General features: G+C 44.2%; 13 protein-coding genes and 1 pseudogene. 11 read left to right on the top strand and 3 right to left on the bottom strand.

The window, feature by feature from the left end:
• Positions 1-107: 107 nt before the first annotated feature.
• From F6K49_RS07245 to F6K49_RS07230, 4 genes and pseudogenes are all read left to right on the top strand, one after another.
• Positions 108-1,178, top strand: a complete 1,071-nt coding sequence (locus F6K49_RS07245; protein WP_293022201.1) for a glycosyltransferase — start codon at positions 108-110, stop codon at positions 1,176-1,178.
• 153 nt (positions 1,179-1,331) lie between these two features.
• A pseudogene (locus F6K49_RS07240) lies at positions 1,332-1,703 on the top strand (NAD(P)-binding protein); the annotation flags it as partial.
• Positions 1,704-2,534: 831 nt separating this feature from the next.
• Positions 2,535-3,233, top strand: a complete 699-nt coding sequence (locus tag F6K49_RS07235; protein ID WP_293095446.1) for a hypothetical protein — start codon at positions 2,535-2,537, stop codon at positions 3,231-3,233.
• 9 nt (positions 3,234-3,242) lie between these two features.
• Positions 3,243-3,824, top strand: a complete 582-nt coding sequence (locus F6K49_RS07230) for a glycosyltransferase family 4 protein (RefSeq protein ID WP_293095521.1) — start codon at positions 3,243-3,245, stop codon at positions 3,822-3,824.
• A gap of 63 nt (positions 3,825-3,887) precedes the next feature.
• On the opposite strand, the gene F6K49_RS07225 is transcribed toward F6K49_RS07230, so the two are convergent.
• A complete protein-coding gene (locus F6K49_RS07225) occupies positions 3,888-4,241 on the bottom strand; it encodes a tryptophan 7-halogenase (protein WP_075899345.1) in 354 nt (117 codons plus the stop codon).
• Between the two features lie 804 nt (positions 4,242-5,045).
• Between F6K49_RS07225 and F6K49_RS07220 the strand changes: the two genes are divergently transcribed.
• The 7 genes from F6K49_RS07220 (at position 5,046) to F6K49_RS07190 (ending at position 13,897) form a co-directional block, all read left to right on the top strand.
• Positions 5,046-5,384, top strand: coding sequence for a hypothetical protein (locus tag F6K49_RS07220; protein ID WP_293095443.1), 339 nt, complete (start codon positions 5,046-5,048; stop codon positions 5,382-5,384).
• Positions 5,360-5,815: a hypothetical protein gene (locus F6K49_RS07215; protein WP_293095440.1), complete on the top strand. Its 456-nt coding sequence runs from the start codon at positions 5,360-5,362 to the stop codon at positions 5,813-5,815. Before F6K49_RS07220 ends, F6K49_RS07215 begins: the two co-directional genes overlap by 25 nt.
• The gene (locus F6K49_RS07210; RefSeq protein ID WP_293022211.1) at positions 5,784-6,797 is read left to right on the top strand and encodes an aspartate/glutamate racemase family protein; all 1,014 of its coding nucleotides are present in this window, start codon (positions 5,784-5,786) and stop codon (positions 6,795-6,797) included. Before F6K49_RS07215 ends, F6K49_RS07210 begins: the two co-directional genes overlap by 32 nt.
• Positions 6,798-6,981: 184 nt before the next feature.
• Complete coding sequence (locus tag F6K49_RS07205; protein ID WP_293095437.1) at positions 6,982-10,821, top strand: AMP-binding protein; 3,840 nt, start codon at positions 6,982-6,984, stop codon at positions 10,819-10,821.
• A 156-nt stretch (positions 10,822-10,977) separates the two neighbouring features.
• The gene (locus F6K49_RS07200) at positions 10,978-11,127 is read left to right on the top strand and encodes a hypothetical protein (protein WP_293095432.1); all 150 of its coding nucleotides are present in this window, start codon (positions 10,978-10,980) and stop codon (positions 11,125-11,127) included.
• Positions 11,118-11,780, top strand: a complete 663-nt coding sequence (locus F6K49_RS07195; protein ID WP_293095428.1) for an AMP-binding protein — start codon at positions 11,118-11,120, stop codon at positions 11,778-11,780. The genes F6K49_RS07200 and F6K49_RS07195 overlap by 10 nt, the downstream gene beginning before the upstream one ends.
• A 275-nt stretch (positions 11,781-12,055) precedes the next feature.
• Entirely contained in the window at positions 12,056-13,897 is a 1,842-nt protein-coding gene (locus F6K49_RS07190; RefSeq protein ID WP_293095425.1) for a thioester reductase domain-containing protein, read from the top strand.
• Positions 13,898-14,073: 176 nt separating this feature from the next.
• On the opposite strand, the gene F6K49_RS07185 is transcribed toward F6K49_RS07190, so the two are convergent.
• Together F6K49_RS07185 and F6K49_RS07180 are read right to left on the bottom strand one after the other, a co-directional pair.
• A complete protein-coding gene (locus F6K49_RS07185) occupies positions 14,074-14,421 on the bottom strand; it encodes a PDDEXK nuclease domain-containing protein (RefSeq protein ID WP_293095518.1) in 348 nt (115 codons plus the stop codon).
• A gap of 103 nt (positions 14,422-14,524) precedes the next feature.
• Positions 14,525-14,968: a DUF1016 N-terminal domain-containing protein gene (locus F6K49_RS07180; RefSeq protein WP_293095422.1), complete on the bottom strand. Its 444-nt coding sequence runs from the start codon at positions 14,966-14,968 to the stop codon at positions 14,525-14,527.
• Between the last annotated feature and the right edge of the window lie 354 nt (positions 14,969-15,322).

Raw genomic sequence — 15,322 nt, 5'->3', positions numbered from 1 at the left:
AATTTTAACTAAACTAATGTTAAACTATTGGAGGGTATTATTGAGATGCAGAGTAACGATTTAATCTCAAAATATCAATCAGTAATTGAAGGTAAATTTTCTAAAGAATGGTTGACTCTGCTAGACTAACTATCTCCGTCATTATCCCCGTATACAACGGAGGGGAAGACTTTCACCAATGTCTTGCCAGACTATCTCAAGCTGCATCCCCTCCCGATCAAGTGATTGTAGTAGCTGACGGCGATACTGATGGCTCATGGCGTCTAGCCCAAGACTTTGGAGCCACGGTAATTCGATTGCCCACAGCAGGGGGTCCGGCTAAAGCCCGAAACCTGGGAGCGAAAGTAGCACAGAGCGATATCCTGTTCTTTATAGATGCTGATGTAGCAATCTATCGGGATACTATTGCTCAAGTGCTGAAAATCTTTAACAATGAACCTAATTTAACCGCTTTAATTGGTTCCTATGACGATGCTCCCGGTGCTGCTAATTTCCTTTCCCAGTACAAAAATTTACTCCACCACTACACTCACCAAACCGCATCTGAACAAGCATCGACCTTCTGGGGTGCCTGTGGCGCAATCCGTCGTGACATCTTTATTGCCATGGGTGGCTTTGAGGAAAATTATCGTCAACCCTGTATTGAAGATATTGAGTTAGGCTATCGACTCAAGGAAAAAGGTTACAGGATTAAGCTGTGTAAGACTCTACGGGTGAAACATCTCAAGCGCTGGGGCATAATTTCTCTGCTTAGAGCTGACTTTTTCTACCGCGCCTTGCCCTGGACTGCCGTAATTCTCAAGGTTCACGACGCAAGTCCGGAAAACTGTCGTGAGTTTATCAGTGACTTGAACCTAAAACTGTCTAGTCGTATTAGTGTGGTGTTGGTCTATGCTCTACTAGGTGTTTTAGTTACAGCTTATTGGTGGTCTAGTACTCTGATTGCTATGGCTACCTGTGTGTTTAGTCTCGCCCTGCTAGTACTCAACAGACCTGTCTACCAATTCTTTTATCAAAAGCGTGGTCTACTATTCACTATACGAACCGTTCCATGGCACTGGCTGTATTACTTTTACAGCGGACTTGCGTTTGCCATTGGTATAGTTCGTTATTGGTTTAAAAAGTACATAAAAACTCTGATCGACTTGCCTAATATATCAGGCTTAAATCATTATTGAAGCCTGATATATTGCTGAATCATTAATCTAAAATAACGTTAAATATAAGGTTTAATTTTAGGGTTAACCTAGAATTGCGATCGCTATGGAATAAAAATCGATATTCTCCTACTAAGCACTCAACACTCACCACTGACGCACTATTTTTAATCAATGGAACATTATCCCGTAGTGATTACAGGCGCAGGACCGGCTGGTCTTACTGCTGCCTATGACCTGGTTAAACAAGGCATTAAACCTATCGTTCTAGAAAAATCCAATAAAGTCGGTGGTATTGCTCGCACCGAAGTCTACAAAGGCTATCGCTTCGATATTGGTGGTCATCGCTTCTATACCAAAGTAGAAGCAGCGCATCAACGTTGGCAAGAGGTTTTAGGGCAAGACTTTATCAAAGTTCCCCGCATGTCACGCATTTATTACCAGGGTAAATTCTACGACTATCCCCTCTCAATCTTTAACACCCTATCGAATCTAGGCATCATTAACAGTCTGGTTATTTTGCTCAGCTACTTCAAGGCAAAAATCAAGGCAAAATGGCGACCTTTAGACTGATTATAACTCCCCATCTGATGACGTCAGATTTAGTAAAAAAACAAGTCAATGGTATTAATTATTTTTCTCCACAAGATATCTCTCCAGAAGACTATGAGCTATGCTGGTCTGCCAAACTACCTTGTGCATTTGAACTAGAAGATAATATCCAACTTCGCGATCCAAACCGTGGTATTAAAGGTGGTTTTAGGAAAGGGAAAAGGGAGTAGGGAGTAGGGAGTAGGGAGTAGGGAGTAGCTCACAGGGGTAGGTTTTTTACTTTGGAGATAGGTAATAGGTAATAGGTAATAGGTAATAGGTAATAGGTAATAGGTAATGGGGAGAGGGTTTTTTTCAGGTTATGCAATACTTTTTATTAATAAAAATTCCCCACGGTGCGCGTTCACGCGCACCGCTATCTCCCGATCTCCCTATCTGCCCACTTCCCCACCAATTAAATTTTAGCAGGACGCAAAAAACCGCCCTGCTTAGTAAGGGGGGAATGGGAGCACGGGAGAGGGTTTGACGGTTTTTTTTGATAACTGAATAATATCCAATTTAAATCTGCAACAGCTTAGTTTTTTTGTAATTAAATAAACACTATATGTGGAAAATCCATTGTCAACAAGCACAATAAGGCCGGGTTTATTAAGAAATATTAGTAGTTTATTGACAATATAGATTTACCCTGTATAGGTAATTAGAGTGACAAAGTAAGCGTAGTCGATCGCTTTTAGCGGCTCCTAGGTCGCATCGCGTAGCGTGACCAAAGGTCAATCCCGGGTGCTAGTGCATAAACAGATCACAGAACATAGGGTATATAAGATGAACCTTCGAGTATTGATTGCAGCGGAACATGCATCTGCAAAGTTTGGTGGTGAAGCAGCTCTTCCATTACATTACTATCGAATTTTGCGCCAACGAGGAATTCCTACCTGGTTAGTCGTACACGAACGCACTCGTGCAGAATTAGAGGCATTATTTCCCCAAGATCAACATATTGCTTATGTTCCTGACACCATTTGGCATCGTATGTTGTGGCAGTTAGGTCGTCTACTGCCTACCCGTTTATCCTACTTTACGCTAGGGCTGGTTATGCGTCTTTTGACCCAGCTGACCCAGCGACAAATCATTCGCCGTATTGTTAAGCAGGAGCAGATCAATATAATTCATCAACCGATTCCAGTATCCCCCAAAGAACCATCTATGCTGTTTGGAATGGGTGTACCGATAATTATTGGTCCTATGAATGGTGGTATGGACTATCCTCCAGGTTTTCAGAAACTCCCAAATAAAACTGTCAACTTTACCATATTTTTGGGACGGAAGTTTTCGAATATTATGAACCAATTGATACCTGGAAAGAAACAGGCAGCATTACTAATAGTGGCAAATGAGCGAACCCGAAAAGCACTACCTCAAGTCGCCTGTAAACAAGTCATTGAAATAGTAGAAAACGGTGTAAATTTATCTATATTTAAACCTCTGAAATCTGCGTCCACAAGCCTACCGATAAAAACATAAGATGTTTTTATCGGTAGGCTTGTGGACTGGAAAAGCGTTGATTTATTGCTGCTTTCATTTAAAAAAGCATCCCTAAACTTTCCGATTAGCTTAACTATTATTGGTGATGGTACAGAGCGGGATAAATTAGAGAAACAAGCACAAGAACTCAATATTTTATCCACAACTATCCACAATACTGGTAAAGTATTTTTTGCTGGTTGGCTTTCTCAGGAAAAGTGTTCAGAGCAATTACAGCAGTCTGATGTGTTTGTTTTACCGAGTCTTTTAGAGTGTGGTGGGGCAGTGGTGCTTGAGGCAATGGCAAAGGGACTTCCAGTGATTGCCAGTAATTGGGGAGGCCCAGCAGATTATCTCGATACTTCTTGTGGAATTCTTGTAGAACCCTCCTCTCGAGAGGAGTTTATTGATAGTCTTGCCAATGCAATGCTGACCCTGGCCCACTCACCCCAAAAACGCCTTGATATGGGAAGAATGGGCCAAAAGAAAGTTATGCAACATTTTGATTGGGAAGTTAAGGTAGATCACATGATCAAGATCTATCACAAGGTGATTGCTGACCACCTAGCCAGCTCCAAGATACAGTCCTGACTGCCTGACACAAGTAGTTCAAACCCAATCTGTCCTTGAATAAGAATAGTATTTGCGCCGGTCTTATAAATACAGTTCAAACTGGTGAAGTGCTTGAGATTCGTAGGTGATCAAAGCTTGAGATTTACCTTTAACATAATTTGCGATCGCATCAGCTGCTTTAATTGCCGATTGCAACGCCTTGTGAATACCAGCCGACGATAGGGGATCTAGGGTACAAGCTGCATCACCAACAGCTAGCCAGCCATCATCGGTGATCTGATCTAAATACTGAGAATAGGCTGGCTGAATCAAAAGCTTGGATTGAGAAGAGGCGTTGGCACTTAACTCCTGCACGTACTGAGTTTTTTGGAGATATGCTGTCCAATTGGGCAATTGCAGGAGTCCGTATTGCTGCAGCAGTTTGCGATCGCTCATTAAGCTGACATTTATTTCAAGCTGACTGCTGACTGCTGACTGCTGACCTATTTCCTAGAGGAACAATGGGAAAAAATTCTTAATAACTCATTACTATTAAAACCGCTATAACTATAATAACTATATTTATAATAAAGCCTTATACATTAATTAAGTTGATTAAGTATTACTTATATAAAATTTGATAACAAGTTAAAAAAAAATTGGCATTTTATGATATAAGCGGTGGAAATAATTGAATAATGTCAAGTTTTAGGTAAATCAGCTATGCTATGAATAAGCTGTGTTCTGCTAGTTAAGGTAGTTAACTAAGAAGATCAGGAAACCTAGAGAACACGGACTTAGAGAACGACTGGAACTATGAACGGTTGATGTGACCTCATTTCTAGGATTAGGAGAGTCAAGGGAACCAAACCGTAAGGCTGCATTGTCTAACATTTGAGGGAATTATAACCCTTATGGGTTGGGATCAATGTGCGCGATTAATACAGAATCCGGTAGATTCCAGACTACAGCCTCAGAAGGAAAGCCTAACCGTCCCACCAGCCCTAATCCTGCCCAAATAATTTATCGCAACATACTACATTTTTTAAAAAAATACTACAACTTGAATTGCAAAATCTGGTTTCTTAAATTCACATTAAAATCACTTTAAAAATAAAATTAAATGTTGACACGCGAGCCGGATGAGGTATTATAAATAACAGGCAATTGTGGGTAGCAATTTTTGGTATGACTATTTCCTTGTTAGAGACGGTAAATCCTCTAATCAATATGGTGGATGACGCCCAGTTGAGGCAGTAATTGACTCAAGGTTTCTCGGAAGCAACGGAGGCAGTAAGCAAGATTGATAATTTCTTTGCACTGGTTCCTACCCATCGTTGGTCTAAGTCATTTCTGGCTCATTTCTTTAACTCCTGGAAGGCGACTCACCTCAAGATGTTGGCGATCTATGGTCTATCTTGTCGCTTACAACGGCTGGCTTTGGCAAATCCCTATTCAGTCAGGGAACAGTTATTCATGGCGGGAGCCTTCAACGCTGAGACCAGTTATGAAGACCTCGGTTTAGACTATGGATGTCAAACCCATGCTGAGCTGTATCACCGGCTGGGGTGTTTTTGGATAACGATTCCTGGCAATTAGAGCAGTATTGCTTACCGAAAGCCAGAGAGTTTAAACAATGGATTTATCAGAACATGGTAGTGAATGATATCCCCAAGGGATTGTTCACCAATATGTTTTCTGAGATCTATAACCACGGTGAGTATACCATCGCCCTAAAAGCTTTTAGTGATCTCATTGATCGTCATTACTCCTTCTCGGCTCCAGAAAAAGAGCAAGCCCTGACCTATATCCACGCCCATGTGGCTGATGAGACGGAAGTGGATCACTTTTTGGTAGTGGTCAAAGCCTTGAATGCCTATTGTCAAGGGACAAACACATCCATTGATTACGAACAGGATCGGAACTTATTTGTGGAATATTTGACTCGTTTAGGTAGTTTAATGGTAGAATTAACTAACAGTATGAGTCAAGAAATTCATGCCAACGAACCCCTTATCTGCGCGTCTTAACCCAGAGCATCAGTACGTTTTTCAAACAGCTCAACAGGCGATTACGGCGCTCCCAGGCTATCGGCGAAAATTAGCTGACATCGCCAGGCTCCACTATGACTTGGGAGAAGTGATTGCGGATCAAGACTATCCCACAGAGGTGATGGTACTCCGGCCTCAGCACACCAAAGCTCCCCCCTTACTCTTAATTGGTGGGATGGGTCCTATCCCAGGGGTGGAGGGATTTGAGCAAGCCTGTGAGATGTTTCAAAACACTCGGGAAATTGTGTTGTTACAGGCCTGTGCAGTGCCGAATCGAACAACAGTTATGACCGAGAAAAGGCAAGCTGGCAGCAAAACCTTGAGGAAAACCTTGGCCGAAGAGGAGTTAGTGGCGATGCTAGAGATGGCAATTCGAGTGGGAGTTGCACAATGTTATACACGCCATACTCCGATCCAAGTGATTGTCCTGTGTAATGCTGCCCATTACTTCCTTCCTTTTGCCTGGCAACGGCTCTTGAACAATCATCCCCAAATGGCGATTAAACTCCAGTGGATTTCATTAATTGAATCTGTGGTGAAGCATCTCAGAGATGGGCATTGGCAGCGACCGTTACTCCTATGCACCAGTGCCACGCGATGGGGAAAGGTCTACGCCCATCCCCTTCAAGCCAATGGAATTGACCTGATCGAACCAAACGATGCTTTGCAGTTAACCCTGATGGACTGCATTTATCAGGGGGTAAAAGCCTCTAATCAGGATATCACCTGCTTCTTAGGGGAACGCTTCTTTGTTGAGCTGCTCAAAACCCAACCTGACCTGGACTGTATCATCGCAGGCTGTAGTGAAATTCCCTGTTTGCTGGAGTTGCTGCAAGGAAGAAGTACCGGTGCTGTCGGGCAGTTTTTGTCGGCGATCGAGGTGATTAATCCGGTTCAACTGGCTTTGAACCATGCCGCTGAAACCCTTCAGCCGATGGCAGCCATGGAACTGAACCTGTGACGAGACAGGTTTTATAGCGCTACGCGCAAGGCAGCTATGCTGAGGGCAGAAGGCAGAAGTTGACTCTAAAAAGGTTTTAGAAGTAAGAGTTGTCCTAACCTTAGTACCTACTGCTATATCCCATTGATGTCAGCCCAAACCACCAAAGCTCAAACACCAAAGCTCAAACACCAAAGCTCAAACGATGAATCCCTCTGTAAAACCCCTGACCCTGAACGACAACGATAGTCCCAACCAGACCTTTAAGCCTTTCCCCTTAGAAAATGTTGAACGGTCAATTGTAGAGCAATTTGAACAACAGGTTTCACGTCATGGGAATCGTCTTGCCATCGGTTTTCCTGGACAAGAGCTAACCTACAACGCCTTAAACCAATGGGCTAACCGGATTGCACGAGCAATCTTAACCAAGCTTGGGGCTGGGTCTGAACCGGTTGCTCTGTTATTTGAGACCGGACCAAGCATGATTGCAGGGATGTTGGGGGTACTCAAGGCTGGGAAATTTTATGTTCCGATAGATATATCGTTGCCAGAGTCTCGCCTTAGCCTGATTCTTAAGGACTCAAAGGCTAGGTTAATTTTAAGCGATCGCTACCATCTCGATGCTTCAGGGTTTGAGCAGAGGATTTTGAGCCAAGATGTTTTGAGCCAAGATATTTTAAGGATTGACAGCCTAGAACCAGGGATTTCAGACGAGAACTTAGAAATTCAGTATCATCCTGACGATAAAGCCTATATTCTTTACACTTCTGGTTCTACAGGACGCCCCAAGGGTGTGATCCAAAACCATCGGTATGTCCTGAATCTATGCCGGAACTATACTAACAGCAGTAAGATTAGCTTTTGCGATCGCTTTTCACTGTTGTACTCAGCCGCTTTTGGTGGTGCAGTGCGAGATATTTACTGTGCCCTGTTGAATGGAGCAGCCCTATTCCCCTTGGATGTCAAGCAAATTGGGTTACATCAGTTAGGCCGATGGTTGCGAGATAACGAAATCACCATTATGTTTGCGGTGGCGACATTGTTTCGTCACTTTGTTTCAAAATTAGATGGGCTTGGAAATTTTCCTAAGTTACGACTGATCCAAATTGGCAGTGAAACGGTTTACCGACAGGATGCGGAACTTTTCCAGGAAAACTTTTCCGACCAATGCACCTTAATGGTGAATCTTGGAGGTACAGAGATTAGTCCAGTCCGACAATTTCCCATTACCAAAAAAACCGTGCTCACTGGTGCCACCGTGCCTGCGGGCTATGGTGTTGAGGGCACCGAGGTTTTCCTTTGGGATGAATCGGGGCAGGAGGTGCCTCCGGGAGAGGTTGGTGAAATTGTGGTTCGTTCTCGCCAAGTGGCTAATGGCTACTGGCAACAGCCTGAGCGAACCGAGCAAGTGTTTATCACAGATGGGGAGCATCGATATTTCAAAACCGGTGATTTAGGTAAGTTATTACCGGATGGTTGTTTGCTGCACCTGGGTCGTAAAGATTTTCAGGTCAAGATCCGAGGTTATCGGGTTGAAACCAGTGAAGTGGAAGCCAGTTTGTTGAACTTAGACGCTGTTCAAGAGGCGGTTGTAGTCGCCCAGACAGAAGCAGGGGGAGCAGTTGGGGATCAACAGCTAGTGGCTTATCTGACTCCGGTAAATTCCCAAAACAAACCGACAGCCAACGAATTAAAAGCTGCGTTGGGAGACAAATTACCCAGTTACATGGTTCCCGCTTGTTTTATTTGGCTAGAGTCATTACCTTTAACTGTAACTGGTAAAATTGACCGACGGGCTTTACCAAAACCGGAATCAATTCTATCAACATCACAATTAGAATTAAACGTTATTGCCCCCCGTACGGAAATAGAAGAAACCTTAGTCAAAATTTGGTCTGAAGTCCTAAAAATTGAGCCGATTGGCATTGAGCATAATTTCTTTGAATTAGGGGGACACTCCCTTCATGCCAGCCAAGTTGTGGCTCGTATTTCCCAGAGACTAGGCATTGAAATCCCATTGAAGCAGATTTTTGAAGCACCAACAATTAGCCTGCTCTCAGAATACCTAGAATCCGTAAACACTAGCACTTGTAGCACTGGTGACTATCCCTTAGTTCCCACCCCCACGGCAAGAGAGGCAGAAATTCCTCTATCCTTAACCCAACAAGGTCTCTGGTTTCTGGCTCAACTGGAAGACAATCGTGCTGCCTATAACTTGGTGAGAGCGTTTGTGATTACCGGGTCATTAGACAGAACGAGTTTAGAAAATGCGATCGCAACCCTCATAGACCGCCACGAAATCCTACGAACCACCTTTTCAGCTGGCGAGGGCATACCAAACCAAAGGATTTCATCCCAGATTCGGTTACCCCTATCTATGGTAGACTTGACCACTGAGGGGTTGGATGGGATTGAGGAAGTGATTTTCCAAGAACAAAATCGCCCCTTCGATGTAACTGTTGGCCCTCTGCTGCGATTTACGCTAATTTGCAATTCACAGGAAAAGCAAATTTTACTACTGACCATGCACCACATCATTAGTGATGACTGGTCAATACAAGTTTTGCTCAGAGAACTCTCATGGCTTTATACGGCTGGTTTAACTCAAACATCGCCATCATTACCCCCTCTGCCCATTCAGTATGTTGATTATGCGACTTGGCAACGCCGCCGATTCACCGGGGAGTTTAGAGATAGCCAAATTAAATACTGGCAAGAGCAATTAGCGGATGCTCCCCCAGTGCTTAACCTCCCCCTGGATCGCCCCCGCACAACTCAACCCTTCAAATCTGGCCGGGTGCCATTTGGCCTCAATGCTGACCTAACTGATCAACTCAATGTCTTAAGCCAGGGTAAGGGAACAACCCTATTCATTACCCTTTTTGCGGCCTTTTCCGGTTTTCTGTCTCGCTATTGCCATCAAGACGATATTGTGGTGGGGACTCCCATCGCCAACCGAAACCCAGCCATAACAGAGGCTTTGATTGGCTTCTTCGTTAATACCTTAGTCTTACGCACTCGACCGAAGCAACAGCATACCTTCATTGAGTTGCTTTCCCAAGTTCGTCAAGTGGCCTTAGATGCTTATGCTCATGGCGATATCCCCTTTGACCTGCTGGTAGAGCAACTGAAACCGGAACGGCTGCCAGGGGTTAGTCCCCTCTTTCAGGTGATGTTTACCTTGCAAAATCTCCCGAAGGAAACCCTAGAGTTGTCGGGGCTGACTGTCAGTGCTAAGTCTTTAGATAAACCCACTGCTGGGGCTACCTTTGATTTAACCTTATCCCTGACTCAAAGCGATACAGAACTGATTGGCGCTTTTGAATACAATGCCAACCTGTTTGATTCCGCAACGATTGAGCGGATGACAAGAAATTTCCAAATTTTTGTAGAGGGGATCACTGTATTTCCAGAACAAACCATTGCTCAATTGCCGATTTTGAGTGCTGCTGAACAACAGCAATTATTAGTGGAGTGGAATCAAACCCAAACCGATTATCCTCGTAATGCCTGTGTTCACCAGTTATTTGAAACCCAAGTCCAAAAGACACCAGATGCAGTAGCATTACGTTTTGCCGAACAAGCTCTGACCTATCACCAGTTGAATCAAAAGGCTAACCAACTTGCCCATTACTTGCTTTCTTTGGGTGTTGGCCGAGATGTTCCGGTGGGAATTTGTCTGGAGCGCTCCTTGGAGATGGTGATCGCGCTGCTAGCAATTCTCAAAGCCGGGGGAGCTTATGTTCCCCTAGACCCTGGCTATCCCCAGAAACGGCTGGCCTACATGATGAAAACTGCTCAAGTTTCCATTCTACTCACCCAAGAGTGTTTAATATCCCAGGTGCAGCTAATGGCAGAGCATACCCTTTGTCTAGATAAGGATTGGCCAACCATTGCCCAACATCTACCCACCAACCTCAATGGCCAGACTACACCAGATCACCTGGCTTATATTATCTATACTTCTGGCTCAACTGGGCAACCGAAAGGGGTTGCCATGCCCCACCAAGCTTTAGCTGTCCGGCAAAATTCATCCCACACCTAATGCGTAGCATTAGGTGTGGGATGAATTTTGCACAGGGTATTATAAAATTGCTATAATATATCTACTGATAAACAAAGCCGTTCGCGAAGCGTGGCCAAAGGCCTTAAATGCTGGTTTGTCAGCCACCTACGTTCCTAAAAAATAGAACTTATTGTATTGTTCCGGTGCGGAGGGGCATCCCGTGTCGTCAATAAAGCTTGCCGAGTATCCGTTCGCGCAGCGTCGGCGAAAGCCGATACCGTTGGGTGGAGTTGGCAAGAAGCCCACACTGTAATCTCTGATGAGCGTGTGGGAGTATGTCACTGAATCTGATTGCTTGGCAACTTCAGCAGACCTTAGCATCTAACACTGGTCGCACCCTCCAATTTGCCCCGATTAGCTTTGATGTTTCCTTCCAGGAAATCTTCTCGACCTTGTGTGCTGGAGGAACCTTAGTTTTAATCTCAGAGGACATACGCACTGACCCCATGGCACTGTTGTCCAAACTCAACCAGGAAAACATTGCTCGTTTATTCTTACCCTTTGTTGGGTTACAACAGTTAGCAACTGTAGCGAAAACATCACCATCACTGCCCATCCACTTGCAAGACATCATTACCGCAGGAGAACAATTACAAATCTCTAATGCCATTCGCAATTTGATGGAGCGTTTGCCAGGATGTACTCTCCATAACCACTATGGGCCTTCTGAGAGTCATGTGGTGACAGCCTTTACCCTGCCAGAAGACGTTGCTCAATGGCCAGCCCTGCCCCCGATTGGAAAACCCATCTCTAATTGTCAAATCTATTTGCTAAACCAAGCTTTCCAGCCAGTTCCGATTGGGGTTGCCGGTGAGCTATACATTGGCGGGGTGGGGCTTGCTCGGGGTTATTTTAATCGCCCTGAGCTAACGGCAGAGCGATTTATTCAGCATCCATTTAGCTGTCCGGCAAAAGAAGCCCCACACAAATATGCGTAGCATAGGTGTGGGATGAATTTTGCACAGGGTATTAAAAAATTGCTATAATATATTTACTGATAAACAAAGCCGTTCGCGAAGCGTGGCCAAAGGCCTTAAATGCTGGTTTGTCAGCCACCTACTAATCAAAAATACAACTTATTGTATTGTTCCGGCGCGGAGGGGCATCCCGTGTCGTTAATAAAGCTTACCGAGTATCCGTTCGCGCAGCGTCGGCGAAAGCCGATACCGTTGGGTGGAGTTGGTAAGAAGCCCACACTGAACTCAAAGAGTCAGTGTGGGAGTATGTCACTGATAATCCATCGGCTCGACTCTACAAAACTGGGGACTTAGCTCGGTATTTACCAGATGGCACTATTGAATTCCTCGGTCGCATTGACCATCAAGTCAAAATCCGAGGCTTCCGTATCGAACTCGGGGAAATTGAATCGGTGCTCAGTGACTACCAGCACGTGCAGGAATGCGTCGTTATCTGCCGGGAAGATACCCCAGGAAACAAGCGCCTGGTAGCCTATGTAGTTGGGGATGATGATCTTGACATCAGCGCCCTGAAAGAGTATGCCAGACAGCACTTACCAGACTACATGGTTCCCAGTGTAGTGGTGCCCCTGACGTCATTACCCCTGTCTCCCAGTGGTAAAATAGACCGCAAAGCATTACCTGCCCCCTCTGCTGCCTTCAGCCAAAGTAGTGACTTCGTTGCACCAAAGACAGAGAGTCAAATTCGGATCGCTAGTCTTTTTGCCGAAATTCTCTCCCTGCACCCTCAGAGCATTAGCCTTGATGATAGTTTCTTTGAGTTAGGTGGTCATTCCCTATTGGCCACTCAACTGATGTTTCGGATTCGTGAAGCCTTCGAGATTAATTTATCCCTAAGGGCATTGTTTGATTATCCCTCTGTTTCTGATTTGGCTAGTGCAATCGACCAAGCTTTAGTGACTGGAGACTATCAATCCCAGACTTGGGATTTAGAAGCAGAAGCTGCTTTAGATCCAGATATTCAGCCATTAACTGCGATCGCGCCAATCGTCAGTCCAATGGAACGAATTTTCCTAACCGGTGCCACAGGTTTCTTGGGAATTCATTTACTTTCTGAAATATTGACCACAACGGATGCTATTGTCTATTGCTTGGTTCGGGCTGATAATCGTGATGCTGGCAAAGAAAGACTATTGAGCAAGTTAGAAGCAACTGGATTATGGAGTGAGAATTTTACATCTCGAATTATTCCCATCATCGGAGATTTAGGAAGCAGTCGTTTTGGACTCTCAGCAACTGAGTATAATAATTTATGCCAAGAAATTGATGTTGTTTATCACGCTGGAGCCTATGTTAATCATGTGTGGTCTTACCCTATTTTAAAAGATGCGAATGTTTTGGGAACCCAAGACGTGTTGAGACTGGCCAGTCTAGGGAAGCTCAAACCGGTTCATTACGTTTCTACCATCAGCGTGTTATCAACATCCCAAACTGATCAACCCATTCTCGAGTCAGCTACTGCCAATTATTATGATTTACCAAAAGTAGGCTATGTTCAGACCAAGTGGGTAGCAGAGCAGTTAGTTTGGGAAGCTGCCAAGCGCGGTTTGCCCATAACTATCTATCGACCTTCGAGGATTAGTGGTCACAGTCAAACCGGTGTGTCTAGTTTCGATGACTTACTCTCGCGACGGGTGAAAGGATGTATTCGACTCAAATGTTTTCCCAGCTGGAGTGGTTTAGCAGAAAACCTTGTCCCAGTAGATTATGTCAGCCGAGCTATTGTTTGTCTGTCTCAACAAAAGAGTTTATTTGGGAAGGCATTCCATTTAATTAATCCCAAATCGGTGCATCTGAGGGAGATTTTTGACTGGGTGCGCTCCCTGGGCTATAGCTTACAAGAAATTGACTATACTCATTGGCGTTCTAAGTTGATAGAGGATATGGAAAATCCTCTCTACCCTTACTTACCTAACTTCCCGGAATCACCGTCGAACATAACAAACTTAATTGAGTACGATTGTCGCAATGTGATTGATGGTTTAAGGGAAAGTGGTATCCAGTTACCGGAGGTTAATCAGGATTTATTTAAAACTTACCTCTGCTACTTTAGAGAAAGTGGATTTTTGGAGGATTGAACCTTTTTACTAGACTTCTTGCAGAAGTCGGGAACAGGGAACAGGGAACAGGGAACAGGGAACAGTGGACAAGAATTGACGCAAAGCGATGCATCGCTTTCTTATGCCCCACACCCCACACCCCACCCCCTACACCCCACACCTGAGGTCAAAGTAAAAAACCTACCCTTATGAGCTTACTCCACACCCTCCAATAACAGAGCTACTTGTTCAGGTGCAGGAAGTTGATTCTGCAATTGTTGTGGTAACGTTGAAACTATTCGATAAGTAGCAAAACCAATCGGTTTGTTTGACTCCTTCAAGGCATATTCCACAATGGTCTTATCCTTAGACTTGCAAAGAATAATTCCTATGGCAGAATTCTCCTCTTCTAGCCTCACTTTGTCATCTAACGCTGCCAAATAAAACTGCATCTTGCCTATATATTCCGGCAAAAACTCCCCGATTTTTAAATCGATGGCTACCAAACATTTGAGATGGCGATGAAATAACAGCAAATCAATAAAATACTCTTTGTTGCTAATTTATAAGCGAGTCAGCTATCAGCTATCAGCTATCAGCTAATGCGCAATGGACTTTTTTTCAGACTTTCAATTATCATTAATCTATCAAGATTCAATTCTCCCGTTAGAGGTTTATTTTAAGCTGACGGCTGACGGCTGACGGCTGACGGCTGACGGCTGACGGCTTACTATAAAACTCTCGCTCTAAGTCATCTTTACACTTTTGAATAATAACCAAATTATGACTCCAAGCAATTTCTGCCACCAATGGTTGCAGTTTTTCATTTTGAAAGTATGTGAGATATAAATTGCGCATATTCCAGATATTACGAACCGAAAAGCCACTGATACCTGGAAACTCAGCTTGTAAGTCTTTTGCTAATTGTTCTACGACTGATTTACCCCAGGTTTCTCCCTGTTGACGGGTAACAATTAACCGTCCAATATCCCAATAAAGAGTAATTAATTCTTTGTTTACTGCTTTGAGGGATTGGTACTGGGCCTGGCGAATGCGCTGCTTGACTTCTACTAGTAGCTCTCGATACTTCCCTGAATCCAAGTCACTCATCTGGTTTCCGTTTCAACAACATTTGTCCAAAAGGTGATCATAACAAACCTAAAGCAGTCAGCGGTCAGCGGTCAGCGGTCAGTCATTGGCCTTTGGCTGATAGCTGATAGCTGACCCCTGACTACTTAGTTACCCATTCAATTTTCGGTGTTGCTGATTCTGGGTATGATTGAGCCCCCCTAGCCCCCCAATTTTGGGGGGAACAAAACTCTTAAAGTCCCCCAAAGTTGATACGGCTGGCGAAATTAATATTTGTTTACAAAAGGATGAGCAGATGTGGAAAAGATCCTTTGTTCGTAGTTGGTTTGGGAGTTACAGTTGAAACAATTGTATCAGTTATCAAACTGAGGAGTT

The sequence above is a fragment of the Moorena sp. SIO3I6 genome, from assembly GCF_010672095.1.
The sequence above is the reverse complement of the archived record's forward strand: the minus strand, read 5'-3'. Positions and strand labels throughout refer to the sequence as shown.